Origin of the sequence: Geobacillus sp. 46C-IIa (genome assembly GCF_014679505.1) — a bacterium.
Classification (GTDB): Bacteria; Bacillota; Bacilli; order Bacillales; family Anoxybacillaceae; genus Geobacillus.
In genome coordinates this window covers 919,876-938,920 of the sequence record NZ_CP061474.1, presented here as the reverse complement: position 1 = coordinate 938,920, position 19,045 = coordinate 919,876, and the positions used below count along the sequence as shown (strand labels likewise).

The following is a 19,045-nucleotide window of genomic DNA, read 5'->3' as shown; positions in this document are numbered from 1 at the left end:
AAATAGCTGTCTCTCCTGATCGATGAGTGAACGTGTAAAAAGCAGGACTGATGCTGCAAGGTGTTTGTATTTGCGAAATAATCTTGTGAAGCGGCATTCTCCCTTAAATCACTGGCTTTCTAAAAATTGTTCTAATTTTTTAAATAGAAAATTCTTTGTCTCTGCCTTGTTAAGATATGAAATGTTAGATACAATAACATTATATTTTATTAAAAACATTGGAGGGATTGTATGAAGCTATCGTTAAAAATCATTATCGCACTTATACTTGGATCCATCGTTGGACTAATATTCAACCTTTTCTTCCCTCAACCATTTGATACAGTAAACGCCTATGTTTTTACACCGCTTGGGAAACTCTTTTTAAATTTAATTAATATGATCGTCGTGCCCATTGTCTTTTTTTCCATCGTATTAGGGACAGCCGGATTAGGAGACCCAAAAAAACTCGGGCGAATCGGAATAAAAACCATTTCGTATTTCCTCATCACTACAGCCATCGCCATTGCCATTGGCATTTCATTGGCGTTAGTAACCAAACCTGGGAGCGTCGGCGACTTTAACATCAGTCAGGCTCAATTTGAACCAAAAGAGGCACCACCTGTGTCAGAAACTTTATTAAACATTATTCCAAAAAACCCCGTTCAGGCATTTGCAGAAGGAAACATGCTGCAAATTATCGCTTTTTCCATATTTGTTGGGTTTGCGCTTTCCATGTTGCGAGAAAAAACAGCTGGCTTGTTCAAACTCATCGAGCAAGGCAATGAAGTGATGATGTATTTAGTCACTGTCATTATGCGGTTTGCCCCGTACGGTGCATTCGGCTTAATCGCCTCCGCCGTCGGCAGCCAAGGAACGGACGCCATCCGCTCGATGGGAATGTACATGTCCGTCGTTCTTTTCAGTTTGATCATCCACATGCTGTTCACATACGGCTCATCGCTCTACCTGTTTGCTAAACGCAATCCATTCTCCTTTTTTAAACAGTTCGCTCCAGCGATGGGCGTGGCGTTCAGCACATCAAGCAGCAACGCAACGCTGCCGATTTCGATGAATGTCGCTCAAACGAAACTTGGGGTGCCTAAACATATTAGCAGTTTCGTGCAGCCATTAGGAGCAACCATCAACATGGATGGCACGGCCATTATGCAAGGGGTCGCCACTATATTTATCGCTCAAGCTTACGGTATCGACCTCACGATCTCGCAATTGGCAACAGTTGTATTAACGGCTGTATTGGCGAGCATTGGAACGGCCGGTGTACCTGGTGTCGGATTAGTGATGCTGGCGATGGTGTTGAATTCCGTCAACCTTCCTGTCGAAGGAATCGCATTGATCATCGGCATCGACCGGCTTTTGGATATGGCTCGCACTGCTGTCAATATTACCGGTGACGCCGCTTGCGCCGTAATCGTTGCCGAAACAGAGAAGAAGTACGCAGAAGTTGGTACAAAAGCGTCCTAATTAGGACGCTTTTTTCTTCCCTCGTTTGCACTGTGAAGCCAATAGGGAAGGGCCGCGAAGTTATTTCACTAGCCAGCGATCACCGCATGTTTTACACGATTCAAACGTAGTCATCGAATACGCAGGTAAAAACATATGCGAACAAGACTCGCAATTTCCCCACTGAAAAACAGCTCAAACTTCAAAATACAAAAGAAAAGCGCATGCCCGATGATCGGCGCATACGCTCTAGCCGCCCAGCTTATCCCCGTTTACGAATGCGGAAATTGTCTTCCAACAGCACCCAGTTTTCCGGATACGGATACCCGAGCACCCAGTAGCTGATTCCGCGCAATCCGTATTCCTTCACCAAGTCAAATTTCGCCAACGCGCTGCGGGCGTCTTCAAACCATACTTCGTGCTGACGGCCTTGCTCGTCCGTGTAGCGGTAAAACGGTGATGCGGCTACGGGGTCGTACTGAATGGATGCTCCATAGCGAATGGCACGCTCCACGGCTTCTTTCGGGCTGAACGTTTCCGCCTCTTGCCCTGGCACGTGCGGCAGCACCCAATCGCGGGCATAAATTTGAAACCCCATCATGATTTTCTCCCGCGGAATCACGGTCACGGCATAATCAAGCACGCGCCGAATTTGGTTCACCGGCGAAATGGCTTGCGGCGGCCCAAACCGATAGCCCCACTCGTACGTCATGAGCACGACGAAATCGGCGATGCGCCCGTGGGCTGGATAGTCGTGCGCTTCATACAACAATCCTTTTTGTTCCGCGCTGATTTTGGGAGCGAGCGATGTCGATAACAAATATCCTTCCGCGTGAAGCCGAACCGCCGCCCGCCGCAAAAACGCATTGTACCGCTCGCGGTCGGACGGGTAGACATTTTCAAAATCGACATTCAGCGCCCGGTATCCTTTCGCCCGCATGACTTGAATGGTGTTATCAAGCAGCCGCGTTTGCCGTGCAACATCAGCCAAAATCGTTTGCGCCAGCTCTGAGCCCGGGTCTTCGTACGTAAAATTTGTGATCGTCATCATCGGCACGACGCGTGCGGCAAAAGCGGCCTGAATGATCGCCACATCATTGATGGGATTCAGTCCGCCATCAGCGCGAATCGTATAGGCGAACGGGGCAGCGTACGTCAAATGGCGGCTGACTTCGCGCACTTGCTCCGCCCCTTTCTCCCCTTGGTCGATCGTGAAGGCGTTCACCTCAATGAGCGGTTTGGCCGGCGGAATGACGAGCCGCTGTCCGGGAGCGATGACATTCGGATCAGCGATTGGATTGAACTCGATGATTTGCTGGACGCTGACTTGATAGGCGGCAGCAATTTGCCCTAACGTTTCCCCGGTGCGCACCGTATGAATGCGAGCGGGAATCAACAACGGCGCACCCGGATAAATGCGCGCCGGGTTGGCGATCCGGTTCGCCTGCCCGATGGCTTCGACCGTCACTCCATACGCGCGGGCGATCTGCCATAACGTTTCCCCTACACGGACGGTATGATAGCGATACGGCACCGGAATGACAACCGCCTGCCCGATGGCGAGCCGGTTTGGGTCGCCTAGCTCATTGGCGGCGACAATCCGCTCGAGTGGAACGCCGTAACGCTGAGCCAGCTGCCAAAGCGTCTCTCCGCGCCGGACGACATGAATAATCATCACGACTCCCCCTTTCGTTTCTCCTCCCTTTTATCACTATATTTTTTCTCCCCTGTTTTATGTAAAAAAACGCCGGTTTCCCAATGGAAACCAGCGTTTTTCGGCCCTAACCGGTTACAGCCCGCATTTCAGCTGAGCGCCGCAGCTCGTGCACGTATTGCAGCCGCCGATTTCTTCGACCGTCCCTTCCCGGCAGATCGGGCAAATGTTGCCGATTTCCGAGCCGATCGTCACATCGGTGGCGCGCACATCTTGAATCGTATCGACAAGAACGACGGTGCGTTTCTTCGCCTGTTCTTCCGTTTCTTCCGGAATGAGTTCCAGCTGCTCTTCAACCGTGTTTTCTTCCGCTTTCAGCGTCAACACTTGCGCATCGCGGCTGCCGTCAACATAGACGGTGCCGCCTTTCGCGCCGCAGCGCCACAGCCGCTCATACACTTTTTGCACTTGCTCGACCGTGTAGCCTTTTGGTGCATTGACCGTTTTCGACAAGCTCGAGTCGACCCAGCGCTGGATGATGCATTGCACATCAGCATGCGCTTCCGGCGGCAAGTCCATCGCCGTCACAAACCAATGCGGCAAGTGGTTCGGGTCGGCTTCCGGATGCTTGTCTAAATATTCTTGGACGATATCGGCCTTCACTTCGATGAACTTGCCAAGGCGGCCGCTCCGGTAGTATGCGAACGAGAAGTACGGCTCAAGCCCGGTCGAGACGCCGACCATCGTTCCGGTCGATCCCGTTGGCGCCACCGTCAGCAAGTGCGAGTTGCGAATGCCGTATTGTAAAATAGCTTGGCGAATGTCTTCCGGCATCCGTTTCATATAGCCAGTATTGATGAACGCTTCGCGCAGCCGCCGTGTTTCTTCGTCCGTCTCACCGACAAGGAACGGGAAGCTGCCTTTTTCTTTTGCCAGCTCAATCGATGCCCGGTAGGCGGTCGTGGCGATCGTGCGGAACAGTTCATCCACGAGTTCGTTTCCTTCTTCAGAGCCATACTCTTTTTCGCAATAAATAAGCAAGTCCGCGAGCCCCATGACGCCAAGGCCGATGCGGCGCTCACCGAACGCTTGCTTTTTGTTTTCCTCAAGGAAATACGGCGTGGCATCAATGACGTTGTCTTGCATCCGCACACCGATCTCAACCGTGCGCTTCAGTTTTTCATAGTCGACGACTTTCCGTTCTTTATCGACCATGTTTGCCAAGTTAATGGCGGCGAGGTTGCAGACAGAATATGGCGCTAAAGGTTGTTCCCCACATGGGTTAGTCGCAACGACTTTTTGTCCGTACGCACGGGCGTTCGTCATTTCGTTGGCATTGTCGATGAAGAAAATGCCCGGCTCGGCCGAGTACGTGGCGCAAATGTTAATCAGCTTCCATAGCTCGCGGGCGCGGATTTTCCGGTAGACGCGGACGCGGTAGCCCATTTTTTCCCATTCGCGCACATCGCCAACTTCATGCCATTTTTCGTTGTAAATGCGCATTTCTTCTTCGGAATAGGTTTCTACATCCGGGAAGCGGAGTGCATATTCATCGTCGTTTTCGACCGCCTCCATGAACTCTTTTGTCAGGCAGACCGAAATGTTCGCACCGGTTAAAAAGTCAGGATTATGGACGGTATATGTACCGCCGGTGCGCAGTTTTTCTTCGGCGTCTTTAATGATTTCTTCGGTAAAGCCGCCGTAGCCGGGTTCGTTTTTGTAGCGGACGATCGCCTCGTACATCGCCCGTTCCCGGTCGGTGAGCGGCGTGAATTTCAGTTTGTCGCGCGCCGCTTTTTTGATGCCCTCATCTTCCATATTCTCGAGCAGGTAGCGCAAGATGCGTGGGTTTTGCATTTTCGAGACGATAAATTCGATAATGTCCGGGTGCCAGTCGGCAAGCATGATCATTTGGGCGCCGCGGCGGGAGCCACCTTGCTCGACAAGGTGGGTCAGCTTGGCAATGTCATCAAGCCAGGAAACCGACCCGGACGATTTGCCGTTTACCCCGCGCGCGAGCGTATGGCGCGGCCGCAATGTCGAACCGTTCGTGCCAACTCCGCCGCCGCGGCTCATAATTTCCATCACCTGCTTTCGGTGTTCGGAAATGCCTTCCCGCGAATCTTTCACAAACGGCATCACATAGCAGTTGAAATACGTCACTTCCTTGCCCGAACCCGCCCCGTACAACACGCGGCCGGCTGGGACAAAATTCATGCTCGAGAGTTCCTCATAAAACTTTTGGAACCACTCGCTGCGCTTTTCCGCCGTTTTCTCTACAGTAGCAAGCCCAGTCGCGTTCCGTTTCGCAATTTGTTCATAAAAAATTTCCAGCGGCTTGTCGATAATGTCGAGCGAGCGGAAGACAATGCCGGTTTCTGCCTCTTCGCCTTCGAGCACATGCCGGTACTCGTCCTCGATCAACACATGGGCTTTTTTCGCCTCCCAGTCGATGTCGACGATAAAGCCGAGCCCGCGGGCCGGAAATTTCGGGTCCTCCTTGATCGTCAACACGACAAAATCGCCCGGTGTGAGCGTCAGCTTTTCCGTATCCTTAAACGAATACCGGTCAAGCATCACTAAACGGGACACGCCTTTATGGGTGATGTGCATATCCGGCGTAATCGGATGCACTTGCGGAAACAAGCGAATATCCTCGTTTAGCTTTTCAATATTGATTTTCATTTTTTCAGACGACGCCACCGTCATTCTCCTATCTCTCCTCTTTTATATAATCTCTCACGTTTTGGCAAAGTTGTCCTGTCTTCTCTACCTTACCATATCAATCAGAAAAAAACAATATATAGTATGGTTTTTTACGAAAATCATACTATATATTGTGATTTAGAACAAATGATTTCGTTTTTGTCAAGCAGAAAAAAAGGCAAAAAACGGCGAAAAGCGGAGAAAACCGGATGGATGATGCCGTTTTTGCCGAAAAATGAACGATTTTCCACGTTGCCGCTTAGCGCTTAAAATTCCATTCGTCGCTTTCGTACTTTGTCCGCGCCAATTCCTCAACATACGCCAACTCTTCGGCCGTCAGCGTATATGGCTCCAGCACGATGTTCAAGCCCTTTTCAAACCCTTTGTAAAACGCCTCTTTCGCTTCCTCGATCGTTACCGTCCGCTCCGTCAGCTCGTTGATCGCGACCGCCTTGTTTTTAAAATTGCGCTGCAGCCGCTCTTTTACCCGTTCGTTCGGGTATTTAAACAAGCTGAACAACAAATCCTCGTCCAAGTCAAGCAAAATCGAGCCGTGCTGCAAAATGACGCCCTTTTGCCGCGTTTGCGCGCTGCCGGCCACTTTCCGCCCTTCGACAACGAGCTCATACCACGACGGCGCGTCAAAGCAAACGGCGGAACGCGGGCTGCGCAAATCCGCTTTTTCTTCTTCCGTTTTCGGCACGGCAAAATACGCGTCAAGCCCAAGAAAACGGAAACCTTCTAAAATGCCTTGGGAAATGACACGGTACGCTTCTGTGACCGTCTGCGGCATATCCGGATGCGATTCTGAAACGATTACGCTGTACGTCAATTCTTTGTCATGCAAGACGCCGCGCCCTCCGGTCGGACGGCGGACGAAGCCGAGGCCGTGGCGCTTGACCGCTTCTAAGTCGATTTCTTTCTCCACTTTTTGAAAATAGCCGATTGACAATGTGGGCGGATTCCAACCGTAAAAACGGACGGTGGGCGGAATTTTCCCCGCGCTATGCCAATCCAAAAGAGCCTCATCAAGCGCCATATTAAACGACGGTGAACGGTCGCCAGAATCGATAAAGCGCCATACTTCTTTTGCCATCGTTTCACCTTCTCTACGATTTCAAACATGCCATATCGGGCGTTGCGGTGGCTTGTTCATAAGTCACGCTAAACCGCCTTCTCTGCCGCCTTTACTAGTTTAGCAAACAACGCCGGCCAAGGGAAGAAAAATGCCATTAGGAAAACACTTTGCTTCTAAGCGGCAACTTTATATAATAGGAATAGTGGACGAAGGGAAAGGAGGCCTAACGGATGGAGGCATTGCTCATCATTCTTGGCGCAATCATCGTGTATTCCGTCATCACCTATTTATGGCAACGCCGAATTGTTAAAGCATTGACGGAAGAAGAGTTCCGCGCCGGCTACCGAAAAGCGCAATTAGTCGATGTCCGCGAACCGGACGAGTTTGCGGCTGGACATATTTTAGGGGCGCGCAACATTCCGCTTACCCAGCTGCGCATGCGCATGAAAGAACTGCGCAAAGATCAACCGATTTATTTATATTGCCAAAATGGGCTGCGCAGCGGGCGGGCCGCGCAAATGCTCTACCGGAAAGGATACCGCAACTTGTATCATTTAAAAGGCGGATTCAAAAAATGGACAGGAAAAATAAAGAAAAATGCCTAGATATTGAAAAAAGGCGCTCTGCTAGAAACAGCAGGCGCCTCTTTTCATTGGCATCGACTAGAGCGCCGGCTCAAATTCCGGCGGCAGAACGACCGCTTCTAACACCGACGCAGCCGCGCCGATGGCGCAGCTTTTTTCTTTCAGCTCCGAGGCAATCATATACGGCTCGCTTTCTTTTTTGACGAGAATGCGCTCCCTCACCTCTTTGCGCGCTGCATCAAGCACGAAATCACCAGCCTGAGCAAGCGGGCCGCCGATAATGACCGCCTCCGGGTTGTACGCATAAATCACCTGCAGCAGCCCGATGCCAAGATAGCGGCCCGTTTCTTCCAAAATGCGCGCCAGCTGGGCGTCGTTTTCGGCCGCCAGCGCCATCGCCGCGATGGAAAAGCGGTCGTCAAGCCATTCTGTACGCCCCTCTTCCGCCAAACGACACTTGATATATTTTTCTGACGCGTACATTTCCCAGCAGCCGATGTTGCCGCAGTTGCAGCGAGCGCCGTTCAAGTCGATCGTATGATGGCCGACTTCCCCCGCCAGCCCGTTCACCCCGCGATACAGCTGATGATGCAGGACGACGCCGGCGCCGATGCCGATGCCAGCGCTAATATAAACAAAATGGGCAAATTCCTTGCCGGCGCCGAACCATTTTTCCCCGAGCGCCGCCAGCTTCGCCTCGTTTTCGACGATGACCGGATATTGCGGCCACCGTTTTTGCAAAGCCGAAGCGAGGGCGACATCATCCCAGCGCAAGTTCGGCGCGAAAATGACTGTCCCGCTTTCTGTGTGCACGACGCCAGGGACGCCGATCCCGATTCCCATCACGCCGTACGGCGTCGCCGGCGTCCGGCGGATGGCCGCCTCAATCAGCTCAATCATCTCACTGACAATTGCCTCCTGCCCCTCCTCCGGGCGGAACGAACGCCGCTGCTCCCAAATGATTTCGGCGTTTAGGTTCGTCAAGACGGCGTATAAATAGTTGACGCCAAGCTCAACGCCGACGAGCGAGCCGGCATCGGCGTTAAAGCGGAGCATGAGCGGCCGGCGTCCGCCGGTCGAAACACCGATGCCGCTTTCATGAACGAATTGTTCAGCGATCAGCTCGTCGACGAGGGCGGAAACGGTCGCTTTGTTCAAGCCGGTCGTTTTCGCAATGTCGGCGCGCGAAATCGGGTGCTGGTCGCGAATGAGTTTCAACACAAGCTGTTTATTCATTTTTTTGACAAGAGTAATGTTTCCTGTCCGCACGTGACTAGTCATCCTTTTTATCTTATTTGTTTAGTATGCCCCGCGAATGTGCGGATGCACTTCGGTTTCATAAAACTGGCGAAGCCGCGCCATTTCTTCTTCGCTGAACGATGGCACCGCCAGCGCCGCCAAGTTTTCTTCGACTTGTTTCACCGTTTTAAAGCCCGGAATGGCGCACGTCACTTCTTCATGGTCAATGACCCATCGGAGCGCCGCTTTCGCCATGCTGCCGCGCCCATCGGCAATCCAACGCAGCTTGTCGGCGAGCTCCACCCCTTTTTCAAACTCCAAGCCGCCGAACGTTTCCCCAACATTAAACTGTTCACCGTTGCGGTTGAAACGGCGGTGGTCATCCTCAGCAAACGTCGTTTGCTTCGTAAACTTGCCGGTCAGCAGCCCGCTGGCGAGCGGGAGGCGGACCAAAATGCCGACGCCACGCCGTTTCGCCTCCGGAAGCAGGCGCTCGAGCGGCTTTTGCCGCAAAATGTTGAAGATGACTTGCAGCGCGCTTGCCTGCGAATGCTCGATGACGTACAGCCCTTCTTCCATCGTTTCGACGCTGACGCCGTAATAGCGGATTTTTCCTTCCTGCTTTAACTTCTCTAACACTTCAAACACGGCGCCTTGCTTTAAAATGGCAAACGGCGGGCAATGAATTTGATACAAATCGATCGCCTCGCGGCCGAGCCGTTTCAAGCTTGCCTCACAATATGCGCGCACGGACGCTTCGGAATAGTTGTCCGGGTCATGGATATCGCCGGCGCGGCAAAACTTCGTCGCTATGTAGATGCGGTCTTCTTTCCCTTTTGTCGCCTTCGCCAACAGCTCCTCACTATGGCCGTTGCCGTACACATCAGCCGTATCAAAAAAGTTAACCCCCTGCTCGATGGCGTAGGCGAGGGCGCGCAACGATTCTTGATCGTCGACTTTCCCCCACGAGCCGCCGATCGCCCACGTACCAAAGCTGAGTTCGCTCACTCGAAGGCCGGTATTTCCTAACTGCCGGTATTGCATGTCTCACTCCCCCTTATTGATGGATCATTGCCATTAGTTTATATGATAAACTAACTAAACTTTTCTGTCAACGCTGCAATGGCGGCGCAGCCGGTCTAAATGAAACGGCCCGCCCACTGTTGGACGAGCCGTTTGTCGGTATAAGTGATCAGTTTCTCGGTTTTTGATAGCGCAAAATCGGCTTGCGCGCCGCGGTCGTTTCATCAAGCCGCTTGACAACGGTCGTATGCGGCGCTTCTTGGACGATTTCCGGAGTTTCTTCCGCTTCCTTGGCAATTTGAATCATCGCATCGATGAATGCATCGAGCGTTTCTTTCGATTCCGTCTCGGTCGGCTCGATCATCATGCACTCTTCGACGATGAGCGGGAAGTAAATCGTCGGCGGATGGAAGCCGAAATCAAGCAGCCGCTTGGCGATATCGAGCGTTCTGACTCCGAGCTTCTTTTGCCGTCTGCCGGAGAGGACAAACTCGTGCTTGCAATGGCGGTCATACGGCAAATCGTAATAGTCGGCAAGCCGGCGCATCATATAGTTAGCGTTTAAGACGGCATACTCGCTCACCGCTTTTAAGCCGTCCGGCCCCATCGAGCGGATATACGTGTACGCCCGGACGTTAATGCCGAAGTTGCCGTAAAACGGCTTGACGCGGCCGATCGACTGCGGGCGGTCATCATCGAGATAATAGCCGTTTTCCCCTTTGGCAATGACCGGCTTCGGCAAAAATGGGATGAGATCTGCCTTCACCCCGACTGGCCCGGAACCTGGGCCTCCGCCGCCGTGCGGGCCGGTGAACGTTTTATGCAAGTTCAAATGGACGACGTCAAAGCCCATGTCGCCCGGGCGCGCCTTGCCGAGAATGGCGTTTAAGTTCGCGCCGTCATAGTACAGCTTGCCGCCCGCCTCATGGATGATTTGTGCCATCTCGACGATTTGCTCTTCAAACAGCCCGAGCGTGTTCGGGTTTGTGAGCATGAGCGCCGCTGTATCCGGGCCGACGACGCGTTTTAAATCCTCTAAATCAACAAGTCCGTCAGCGGTCGAGCGGACCGTCACTGTTTCAAAACCGGCAACGGTTGCCGACGCTGGATTCGTGCCGTGCGCCGAGTCGGGAACGATCACTTTCGTCCGTCCGAAATCGCCGTTCGCTTCGTGATAGGCGCGAATCATCATCAGCCCGGTCCACTCGCCGTGAGCGCCGGCGGCCGGTTGCAGCGTAACCGCGTCCATCCCGGTAATTTCTTTTAAGTGCTCTTGCAAGTCGTACATGAGCTCAAGCGCTCCTTGCACCGTTTCCTCCGGCTGCAGCGGATGGATGTGGGCAAACCCGGCGAGACGGGCGACATTTTCATTGATTTTCGGATTGTATTTCATCGTGCACGACCCGAGCGGGTAAAACCCGGAATCGACGCCGTGGTTTCGCTTCGAGAGCGCCGTATAATGGCGCATTAAGTCGAGTTCCGACACTTCCGGCAGCTCCGGCTCCTCGGTGCGGAAATAATCCGCCGGCACAAGCTCGCTCATATCAACAGCCGGAACATCAAGCGCCGGCAGGCTGTAGGCAATTCGTCCTGGCTTGCTCCGTTCGAAAATGAGCGGTTGATCGTTATGCATGGCAATCCCCCAATTCGTTTACGAACCGATCGATTTCTTCCTTCGTCCGCAGTTCCGTGACAGCAATAAGCATATGGTTGGCGAGCTCCGGATAATCAAAGCCAAGGTCGTAGCCGCCGATGATCCCTTTTTTCAGCAGGCAGGCATTGACATCATCGACCGGCCGGCCGAGCCGGATGACAAATTCGTTGAAAAATGGACCGGCAAACGGCGACAACAAGCCGCGTTTTTCGAGCTCGCTTTTCACATAATGCGCCTTTTGCATGTTCATCGCCGCCATCTCTTTCACGCCCCGCTTGCCGAGCGCCGAGAGCGCCACTGAAGCAGCCAAGGCGTTTAATGCTTGGTTTGAGCAAATGTTCGATGTCGCTTTATCGCGGCGGATGTGCTGTTCGCGCGCCTGCAGCGTCAAGACAAATCCGCGGCGCCCGTCCTCATCGGTCGTCTGCCCGACAAGACGGCCCGGGATTTTCCGCATGAGCGGCGCTTTGACGGCGAAATAGCCGCAATGTGGGCCGCCAAACTGGATCGGAATGCCAAACGGCTGCATATCGCCGACGACGATGTCGGCGCCAAACGCCCCGGGCGGAGTCAACACACCGAGGGCGAGCGGGTTGCTGGCGACAACGAATAAACTTTTCTTTTCATGAACGAGCGGCTCGATTGTTTTTAACGGCTCAATCTGGCCGAAAAAGTTCGGATATTGGATCACGACGCACGCCACATCGTCTCCCATTTCGGCGGCGAGCGCCTCAAGATCAGTGACACCGCCGTTATACGGAATTTCTTTCACCTCAAGCTGCTGTCCTTTTGCATACGTGCGCACGACTTCGCGATATTGCGGATGGACGGCGCTAGAGAGGAGCACTTTGTTCCGCTTCGTATGGGCGGCGGCGAGCAACACTGCTTCTGCGAGCGCTGTGCCGCCGTCGTACATCGACGAGTTGGCGACGTCCATGCCGGTCAGCTCGCACACCATCGTTTGGAACTCGAAAATCGCCTGCAGCTCGCCTTGCGAAATTTCCGGCTGGTACGGCGTATACGCTGTGTAAAATTCGGAACGCATCAAGACGTGGTCGACGACGGCTGGAATATAATGGTCGTACACTCCGGCGCCTAAAAAGGAAACGTATTGTTTCGCATTGGCGTTTTTGTCCGCCAGCGCACTTAACTCTTTCCACAGCTCCGGCTCCGATTTCGCCGGTTTCACATTCAGCTCGCCGCGGAAGCGGACTTGTTCCGGAATGTCAGCGAACAGCTCATCGATCGAGGCAACACCGATCGTCTTTAACATCTCTTGCTTGTCTTCTTCCGTCATCGGCAAATAACGGTGGAGCACAGTTTTCCTTCCCCCTTACTTATGACTTGGCCCGCTTGTAAAACGGGGTCGGTACAATAGTGGCTTTCAATCGTTTGCCGCGGATATCCACTTCTACTTCTTGGCCGATCGCGGCCGCTTCCGCTTTGACAAGAGCTAACCCGATGTTTTTTTTCAACGTCGGCGACTGCGTGCCGGTCGTGACGAATCCGGCTTCTTCGCCGGCGGCAAACACGCGGTAGCCGTGGCGCGGAATGCCTTTATCGATCATCTCGATCCCGACAAGCCGACGCGGCGGGCCGGCTTCTTTTTGCCGTTTCAGCATGGCTTGGCCGATAAACGGCGTCTCTTTTTCCGTTTTAACGGCAAAGCCGAGCCCGGCTTCAAGCGGCGAGATCGTTGCCGACAGCTCTTGGCCGTAAAGCGGCAAACACGCTTCAAACCGGAGCGTATCGCGCGCCCCTAACCCGCACGGGAGAACGCCGTCCTCAGCCCCAGCCGTCAAGATGGCCTCCCATAGGGTGATGGCGTCTTCCGCTTGGCAGTACAGTTCAAACCCGTCCTCGCCGGTATAGCCGGTGCGCGAGACGAGCGCCTTTACGCCGGCCGCCTCCACATCGTCTTGGAACGAAAACGGACGCAGCGCCGACAAATCAACATTGGTCAATTTTTGCAGCACGCGTTCGGCCGCCGGTCCTTGCAAAGCAAGTTGAGCCGTTTCAGCCGACACGTCCTCGAGCCTGACGCCGTCATCTGCGTGCTCGCTTAGCCACGCAAAATCTTTTTCTGTATTGGCGGCGTTGACGACAAGCAAATAGTCGTCTTCCCCTTTTTGGTAAATCAACAAGTCATCAACCGTGCCGCCGTTCTCATCGCACATGAGTGTATATTGCGCCCGTCCCGGCCGCAGCTTGGCGACATCGTTTGTCATCAGCTTTTGCAAAAACGCGAGACTGCCGCGGCCGCGGACGGTGATTTCCCCCATATGGGAGACATCAAACAGTCCGGCGCGCGTCCTTACAGCTTCGTGCTCTTCTTTGATGCTCGAAAATTGCACCGGCATTTCCCAGCCTCCAAATTCAACCATCTTGGCGCCGTAACGGGCGTATACCGGAAAGAGCGGCGTGCGCTTCAGCATGCGATTCCCTCCTTTTGATCTGTGACGCAAAAAAGGACAGACTCCACCCTTTATATAAAAGGTGGGGCTCTGTCCTGGCACCTGAAAGTTTCCCGTCGGCCATAGGCCGGCGCAGCCGTGAGCGGTTCGTGCGGGCCGATCGGTTTCCTCTTGGGTGGTCCGCCTATGGGCAGACGCTCTCCAGAGCTGCGTCAAGCAAGAGTCTTTTTGCCTGAGAGATTCGCGTTTCCGCTTGCTCCTTCGGCGCTACATTCCGTAGTCTCTCCCCTTGCCGTCATCCGCCGGTCAATAAATTTTTCCAAAGCGGGCATACTAAAAAACGCCCTTATCCACCATTCATGCGAATGTTCTAAATTTATACTACCATTAACTACGCAAAAAGGGCAATAGGAAATGAACGAACTTTTATAGGAATTAACTACAAAAATGTTCTTTTTCTGCTTAACGTATCATCCGCGATCAATATAAATATTCGCAACAAGGGAAGGGGATGGCCATGGACATCGAGGTGAAAATGGACGAAACGTGGAAGGAGGAATTTCTTGAGCGCGTCGAAAAAGACGGCCCGTGGGCAAGCTGGGAAATGTACGAACTGGCGTTAGAGGCCGCCCGGCATGTAAGCGTGCCGGAATTTAACGGCTTGCAGGCGCCGAAACATTTGCCGCATTTAACAATTCTGCCGCACCAGCTTGAAGTGGCGCGCCGCGTCGTCGAGGAGATGAACGGCAAGGCGATTTTGGCCGATGAAGTCGGGCTTGGCAAAACGATTGAAGCGGGGCTCGTCCTTAAAGAATATATGATTCGCGGCCTCGTCAAAAAAGCGCTTATTCTCGTTCCCGCCTCCCTTGTTTCACAATGGGTGAAAGAGCTGAACGAAAAGTTTTTCATCCCGGCTGTCCAGCAAAAAAAGAGCTATGTCTGGGAGCAATGCGACATTGTCGTCTCATCGATCGATACGGCGAAAAAACCGCCGCACCGCGACATCATTTACGAGCAGCCGTATGATATGATCATCATCGATGAGGCGCACAAGCTGAAAAACAACAAAACGAAAAACTACGAGTTTGTGCAACATTTAAAAAAGAAGTTTTGTTTGCTGCTGACGGCGACGCCGATCCAAAACCGCATCGAAGAAATTTTCAATCTCGTCTCGCTTCTGAAGCCCGGCCATTTAGGCAACGCCGAACAGTTTGCGAAAACGTACGGCAAAACGCGGGCCGTACAAACAAACGACCATTTAAAAGCGCTCGTCAACAAAGTGATGATTCGCAACCGCCGCGCTGACACGCCGATCGAATGGTCAAAACGCCACGTCGAGCCGGTGCTGATTGAGTTTACCGCTGAGGAACGCGAGCTGTACGAGGCGGTAAAGGCGCTCCGCCATGAATCGTTCGCCGGTTCGTTTTCCCTCATTACGCTGCTTCGTGAGGCATGCAGCAGCCGCGAAGCGTTGTTTTTGACCGTCAAAAATATGATTGACAAGTGTGAAGGGGCGGTTCCGGAAGCGCTTGAACATGTGCTTGAAAAAATCAACGCCGTCACGACGAACTCAAAGGCGGAAAAAGCGCTCGAGCTCATCCGCTCCATCAATGACAAAGTGATTATTTTCACCGAATACCGGGCGACGCAGCTGTATTTGCAATGGTTTTTAAAGCAGCACGGCATTTCGTCCGTCCCGTTTCGCGGCGGCTTCCGGCGCGGCAAGAAAGACTGGATGCAAGAGCTGTTTAAACATCATGCCCAAGTGTTTATCGCCACCGAAGCGGGCGGCGAAGGGATCAACTTGCAGTTTTGCCGCCACGTCATCAACTACGACTTGCCGTGGAACCCGATGCGCCTCGAACAGCGGATCGGCCGCGTCCACCGGCTCGGCCAGACCGATGACGTCCACATTTACAACTTCGCCGTCAAACAGACGGTTGAAGAACATATTTTAGCGCTTCTGTACGAAAAAATCCGCTTATTTGAACGGGTCGTCGGCGAATTGGACGACATTTTGGCGAAAATGAACCTCGCCAACCTTGAGTATTACTTTGAAGACGCCCTCGTCCATTCGCGGAGCGAAGGGGAAATGAAAATTAAAATGGAAAACATCATGGCGATGATTGAGCTGGCTGAGCAGCTCGGAAAAGAAGGAGGCGAACGGCATGCAGCAACATGAAATCCGCCGTTTTGTCGAACGTTACTTTGCAGCGAACGGCTGCACCTTTTTGGAAGCAAACGACGACTATATGACGATCCAGCTGACGGCAGAAATGGATAAAGAGCTGATGAATCGGCCGTTTTATTGGCATTACATCGAACGGACGGGCGGCGTTCCGCAGCCGATGCAGCTGACGCTGATCACCCGCCCGAGCGAGCAGACAGACAAGCTAAAAGGCGAGCGGCTTCATTTCGGAGCGCCGCGGCTGCACCAGCTGTTCCGCTCGGCGCAAAAACGAGGCAGCTTTATCCGTCTGTATGAGGAGCCAGACGCCCCCTTGAGCGGAAACGCCGCCCTTCACCCATGGCTTGGCATGAACGTGGTGATTTCGTATGAATGCGACCGAAAAAAAGATGAGATCGTTTCACTTGGCATTCATCTCATCAGCGGAACAATGATCGAATCGTTTCATGAACGGCTGCGCGAGCGGCGGCTGACGCCGAAAATCCCGGACTACTGCTTCACGATCTCCCCGCTCATTAAGCCGCAAAGCGGCATCAGCCGCCTTGAACAATATATTCGCGGCCGCATCGCCGCCGACGACCACACATGGGCTGTCGAGGCGCACCAGCGCTGGGCCGATGATTTGGCGCTGCTTGATGAATTTTATAAAGACGCCGAAGAAAAGCCGGAGTGCTATTATCGCGAGAAAGAAGCGCTTGAAAAGCAGTACAAGCCGCGCATCACCATTTCCGTCGTTAACGGCGGCCTGTTCTATTTAATGCCGCGCTCCTCATAGCGGCTCCATAAGCGGGCAAACTGGCACCATTTAAGCCAAAAACGCCCGCCGGCCGACAAGGCCAGCGGGCGTTCGTCACGGGCGGCGCCGCAACAACAGGCGGAGCGAAAGCGGCATCAGCCCGAACAGGCGGTAGGAGAGCGGTGGCTGCTCTTGTTTCCGCTCACTTCGCCGCCGCGTCCGCTCCTCCTTCGGCATATCCATGTAAGCGACAAACTGCTGGGTGACAAATTTGACATAATCATTGACCGCCATCAGAGTCCCCCCTTTTTCTTTTAGTTTTTCCGTCCCTTTCCTTTTTTAATCGTTTTGTTCGCTCCACTCGGTGATATGGAGTGACGGAATCATCACCGTAAACGCAGCGCTCCTTCTAAGCCCGGACGAAGAGTGAACAGACAGGGAGACCCGGACGCTCGTTTCCCCTACTTTTTCCCAACGGTAGGCGGCCGTTCCGCGCGGGTACGTCCATTCCCCTTCGTGCACCGCTGTCGACGGGCCCGACGCCGCGATTTGTTCTTTCACGTCAAACACAGCCATCTGCACGAGCTCATCGGCTTCGGCCGCCTGCCGAGCGGCATGCGCCGCCTCTTGCTCCGCCTCATATAAAAGCAGGACATGCGTGACAGAAAAAGCAAGCAGCAAGGCTACAACCGCTACAAGCGGAAAAATAACGCCGTCCTGACGCCCCATCTTCTCCCCCCTCTCCTTTTCCTTGGTTCTCCGCCTTTCTTCCGTGTCAATGCGGCCGGCCGCCAAAGCGGGCCAAAGGCGGCGAGGCGGCTGCTGAGAGCCGCCAGCTTGACAGCAAGCGAGACGCCCGCTAAAACGCCCGCGCCACAAACGCTTCATAAACGTTGCCATCGGTGGCGCTCACTTGCACAAACAGGCCGTGGACGCCGGCACGGTATGAAACGGCGCGCACATGGCGAAGCGCTGTTTCATTGCCGGCGCCGTTCACTTGGCGGATGACGTCAGACTTTATTAACGAAAAGCTCACCTTGTCGCCGTTCCATTTTTGCAAATAAAGCGTCGCCCCGTCCGCCGTCCATCGTTCCGTTTCATGCAACTCGATTTGCAGCTGCTGCAAAAACAAGCGCCATTCAAGGTGCGTAAACCCGTCAACCGGCATAACAGCACTAAGCGGACGGACCGATAGCAGCGCCGGGATGACCGCCGCAACGGTCAATGCAGCTGCCAGCGCCACCAGCGCTTCTAAAAGCGTAAATCCACGTTCTCTTTCCGCTACCGCTTGCCATACCCGCAACGCTCCCTCTCCCGGCCGACGTAGTCGTTCCAGCGCACGCATACTTTCCACATCCGCCCCCCTTCGTCGCGCGCCTGCATATGAAACACCGTTCGCCCATCCGCCACCGCCGTATCGCCGACAAGCGGCTCTTCATATAAAGCGATGGTTAACAGCCGGCGCGATTTTTCCTCGAGCGCAAGGTTGTTCCGTTCCATGGCGATTTGCATATATAAGGGCAGGAGGACAGCAGCCGCCGTCCATAGCAATGCCAAGGCGAACAGCGCCTCGACGAGCAAAAATCCGCCGCTACATTTTTTGCACATAAAACCGCCCTTTCCCAAGCAAAAACGTCACTTTATAACTTCCTTTGCTGCTTTTCACCCAAACGGTCCCGCCTTGTTTGATATTGCCGTTATCAGTAAAGATGAGCGGGGTCCGCAGCGTGCCGAGCTGAAACCGCCATGGCGCCGGGAGCGTGCGGGCGACGATCCGCTGGCCGCTATGTGTGTCAACTGCCTGATACTCGCCGCGCCCTTCGGTGAAAAACACGGACACTTTCCTCCGCCTGGCGATGGCATGCTGCTGGGCGCCATACAAATCGGCGCGCAGCAGCGCCAACATATACGTCTCCTCACGCTCGTGCACGACCCCGCCGAGCGCCGGGACAGCCAGCGTTGTCAACAGAAGCGCGATTGACAAAACGACAAGCATTTCAAGCAGTGTAAACCCGCCGTTACGAGCCAACTTCACTCACATCGCCGTTCTCATTGATTTCGATCGCATGACCGTTCGGACATTTGTCCGATTTAATATAGCGGCCATCAAGCAATTCCTGCACGGTTGGAATTTTGTTATGCTCCATCTCATATGCCTTCGCTTGCGCCTGCACTGTGTTCAAAAATGCCTCACATCCTTTGGCGTTAATCATGCCGTTATGCTTCGTGATGTTTGGAATCGCCACTAACAGCAGCACGGAAATGACCATTAGCACAATGAGCATTTCAATGAGGGTAAACCCTTTTTTGTTCACGAGAACTCCTC

General features: G+C 53.6%; 18 protein-coding genes and 1 riboswitch. Of the genes, 4 read left to right on the top strand and 14 right to left on the bottom strand.

Features of this window, described 5'->3' with window-relative positions; all coding sequences use genetic code 11:
- Positions 1-231: 231 nt before the first annotated feature.
- Positions 232-1,464, top strand: coding sequence for a dicarboxylate/amino acid:cation symporter (locus tag IC803_RS04790; RefSeq protein ID WP_081209444.1), 1,233 nt, complete (start codon positions 232-234; stop codon positions 1,462-1,464).
- Between the two features lie 241 nt (positions 1,465-1,705).
- Here IC803_RS04790 and IC803_RS04785 read toward each other — a convergent pair whose 3' ends face one another.
- The 3 genes from IC803_RS04785 to IC803_RS04775 all read right to left on the bottom strand — a co-directional run bounded on the left by IC803_RS04785 (position 1,706) and on the right by IC803_RS04775 (position 6,899).
- Entirely contained in the window at positions 1,706-3,118 is a 1,413-nt protein-coding gene (locus tag IC803_RS04785) for a glycoside hydrolase family 18 protein (protein WP_081209446.1), read from the bottom strand.
- A gap of 114 nt (positions 3,119-3,232) precedes the next feature.
- Entirely contained in the window at positions 3,233-5,806 is a 2,574-nt protein-coding gene (locus IC803_RS04780) for a vitamin B12-dependent ribonucleotide reductase (protein ID WP_081209460.1), read from the bottom strand.
- A 256-nt stretch (positions 5,807-6,062) separates the two neighbouring features.
- Positions 6,063-6,899 (bottom strand): lipoate--protein ligase family protein, encoded by an 837-nt coding sequence (locus tag IC803_RS04775; RefSeq protein WP_081209462.1) that lies wholly within the window; start codon positions 6,897-6,899, stop codon positions 6,063-6,065.
- Positions 6,900-7,111: 212 nt separating this feature from the next.
- Between IC803_RS04775 and IC803_RS04770 the strand changes: the two genes are divergently transcribed.
- On the top strand, positions 7,112-7,486 hold the full coding sequence (locus tag IC803_RS04770; protein WP_063165295.1) for a rhodanese-like domain-containing protein: 375 nt from the start codon (positions 7,112-7,114) through the stop codon (positions 7,484-7,486).
- A 57-nt stretch (positions 7,487-7,543) separates the two neighbouring features.
- On the opposite strand, the gene IC803_RS04765 is transcribed toward IC803_RS04770, so the two are convergent.
- The 5 genes from IC803_RS04765 to gcvT form a co-directional block, all read right to left on the bottom strand.
- Complete coding sequence (locus IC803_RS04765) at positions 7,544-8,734, bottom strand: ROK family transcriptional regulator (protein WP_081209464.1); 1,191 nt, start codon at positions 8,732-8,734, stop codon at positions 7,544-7,546.
- A 30-nt stretch (positions 8,735-8,764) separates the two neighbouring features.
- Positions 8,765-9,748, bottom strand: coding sequence for an aldo/keto reductase (locus IC803_RS04760; protein ID WP_081209466.1), 984 nt, complete (start codon positions 9,746-9,748; stop codon positions 8,765-8,767).
- Between the two features lie 148 nt (positions 9,749-9,896).
- Positions 9,897-11,360 carry an aminomethyl-transferring glycine dehydrogenase subunit GcvPB gene (gcvPB, locus tag IC803_RS04755; protein WP_081209468.1) on the bottom strand — a complete coding sequence of 488 codons (1,464 nt, stop codon included), beginning with the start codon at positions 11,358-11,360 and terminating at the stop codon, positions 9,897-9,899.
- A complete protein-coding gene (gcvPA, locus tag IC803_RS04750) occupies positions 11,353-12,699 on the bottom strand; it encodes an aminomethyl-transferring glycine dehydrogenase subunit GcvPA (protein WP_081209470.1) in 1,347 nt (448 codons plus the stop codon). The genes gcvPB and gcvPA overlap by 8 nt, the downstream gene beginning before the upstream one ends.
- Before the next feature lie 19 nt (positions 12,700-12,718).
- Positions 12,719-13,816 (bottom strand): glycine cleavage system aminomethyltransferase GcvT, encoded by a 1,098-nt coding sequence (gene gcvT / locus IC803_RS04745; protein ID WP_081209474.1) that lies wholly within the window; start codon positions 13,814-13,816, stop codon positions 12,719-12,721.
- A gap of 189 nt (positions 13,817-14,005) precedes the next feature.
- A riboswitch (glycine riboswitch) is annotated at positions 14,006-14,094 on the bottom strand.
- Between the two features lie 218 nt (positions 14,095-14,312).
- Between gcvT and IC803_RS04740 the strand changes: the two genes are divergently transcribed.
- Positions 14,313-15,977: a DEAD/DEAH box helicase gene (locus IC803_RS04740; protein WP_081209479.1), complete on the top strand. Its 1,665-nt coding sequence runs from the start codon at positions 14,313-14,315 to the stop codon at positions 15,975-15,977.
- On the top strand, positions 15,964-16,758 hold the full coding sequence (locus tag IC803_RS04735) for a YqhG family protein (protein ID WP_081209482.1): 795 nt from the start codon (positions 15,964-15,966) through the stop codon (positions 16,756-16,758). The genes IC803_RS04740 and IC803_RS04735 overlap by 14 nt, the downstream gene beginning before the upstream one ends.
- A 75-nt stretch (positions 16,759-16,833) precedes the next feature.
- On the opposite strand, the gene IC803_RS04730 is transcribed toward IC803_RS04735, so the two are convergent.
- From IC803_RS04730 to comGC, 6 genes are all read right to left on the bottom strand, one after another.
- Positions 16,834-17,013: a YqzE family protein gene (locus IC803_RS04730; RefSeq protein ID WP_081209484.1), complete on the bottom strand. Its 180-nt coding sequence runs from the start codon at positions 17,011-17,013 to the stop codon at positions 16,834-16,836.
- A 45-nt stretch (positions 17,014-17,058) separates the two neighbouring features.
- Entirely contained in the window at positions 17,059-17,448 is a 390-nt protein-coding gene (comGG, locus tag IC803_RS04725; RefSeq protein ID WP_081209486.1) for a competence type IV pilus minor pilin ComGG, read from the bottom strand.
- 130 nt (positions 17,449-17,578) lie between these two features.
- Entirely contained in the window at positions 17,579-18,022 is a 444-nt protein-coding gene (gene comGF, locus IC803_RS04720; RefSeq protein ID WP_081209488.1) for a competence type IV pilus minor pilin ComGF, read from the bottom strand.
- Positions 18,001-18,327, bottom strand: coding sequence for a competence protein ComG (locus IC803_RS04715; RefSeq protein WP_081209490.1), 327 nt, complete (start codon positions 18,325-18,327; stop codon positions 18,001-18,003). Before IC803_RS04715 ends, comGF begins: the two co-directional genes overlap by 22 nt.
- Positions 18,311-18,754: a competence type IV pilus minor pilin ComGD gene (comGD, locus tag IC803_RS04710; RefSeq protein WP_223812022.1), complete on the bottom strand. Its 444-nt coding sequence runs from the start codon at positions 18,752-18,754 to the stop codon at positions 18,311-18,313. The genes IC803_RS04715 and comGD overlap by 17 nt, the downstream gene beginning before the upstream one ends.
- A complete protein-coding gene (gene comGC, locus IC803_RS04705) occupies positions 18,738-19,034 on the bottom strand; it encodes a competence type IV pilus major pilin ComGC (RefSeq protein ID WP_081209492.1) in 297 nt (98 codons plus the stop codon). The genes comGD and comGC overlap by 17 nt, the downstream gene beginning before the upstream one ends.
- Between the last annotated feature and the right edge of the window lie 11 nt (positions 19,035-19,045).

Coding starts and splice junctions, on each gene's coding strand:
- IC803_RS04790 (WP_081209444.1), top strand. CDS start 232: ATGAAGCTATCGTTAAAAATCATTATCGCACTTATACTTGGATCCATC.
- IC803_RS04785 (WP_081209446.1), bottom strand. CDS start 3,118: ATGATTATTCATGTCGTCCGGCGCGGAGAGACGCTTTGGCAGCTGGCT.
- IC803_RS04780 (WP_081209460.1), bottom strand. CDS start 5,806: ATGACGGTGGCGTCGTCTGAAAAAATGAAAATCAATATTGAAAAGCTA.
- IC803_RS04775 (WP_081209462.1), bottom strand. CDS start 6,899: ATGGCAAAAGAAGTATGGCGCTTTATCGATTCTGGCGACCGTTCACCG.
- IC803_RS04770 (WP_063165295.1), top strand. CDS start 7,112: ATGGAGGCATTGCTCATCATTCTTGGCGCAATCATCGTGTATTCCGTC.
- IC803_RS04760 (WP_081209466.1), bottom strand. CDS start 9,748: ATGCAATACCGGCAGTTAGGAAATACCGGCCTTCGAGTGAGCGAACTC.
- gcvPB (WP_081209468.1), bottom strand. CDS start 11,360: ATGCATAACGATCAACCGCTCATTTTCGAACGGAGCAAGCCAGGACGA.
- gcvT (WP_081209474.1), bottom strand. CDS start 13,816: ATGCTGAAGCGCACGCCGCTCTTTCCGGTATACGCCCGTTACGGCGCC.
- IC803_RS04740 (WP_081209479.1), top strand. CDS start 14,313: ATGGACATCGAGGTGAAAATGGACGAAACGTGGAAGGAGGAATTTCTT.
- IC803_RS04735 (WP_081209482.1), top strand. CDS start 15,964: ATGCAGCAACATGAAATCCGCCGTTTTGTCGAACGTTACTTTGCAGCG.
- IC803_RS04730 (WP_081209484.1), bottom strand. CDS start 17,013: ATGGCGGTCAATGATTATGTCAAATTTGTCACCCAGCAGTTTGTCGCT.
- comGG (WP_081209486.1), bottom strand. CDS start 17,448: ATGGGGCGTCAGGACGGCGTTATTTTTCCGCTTGTAGCGGTTGTAGCC.
- IC803_RS04715 (WP_081209490.1), bottom strand. CDS start 18,327: ATGTGCAAAAAATGTAGCGGCGGATTTTTGCTCGTCGAGGCGCTGTTC.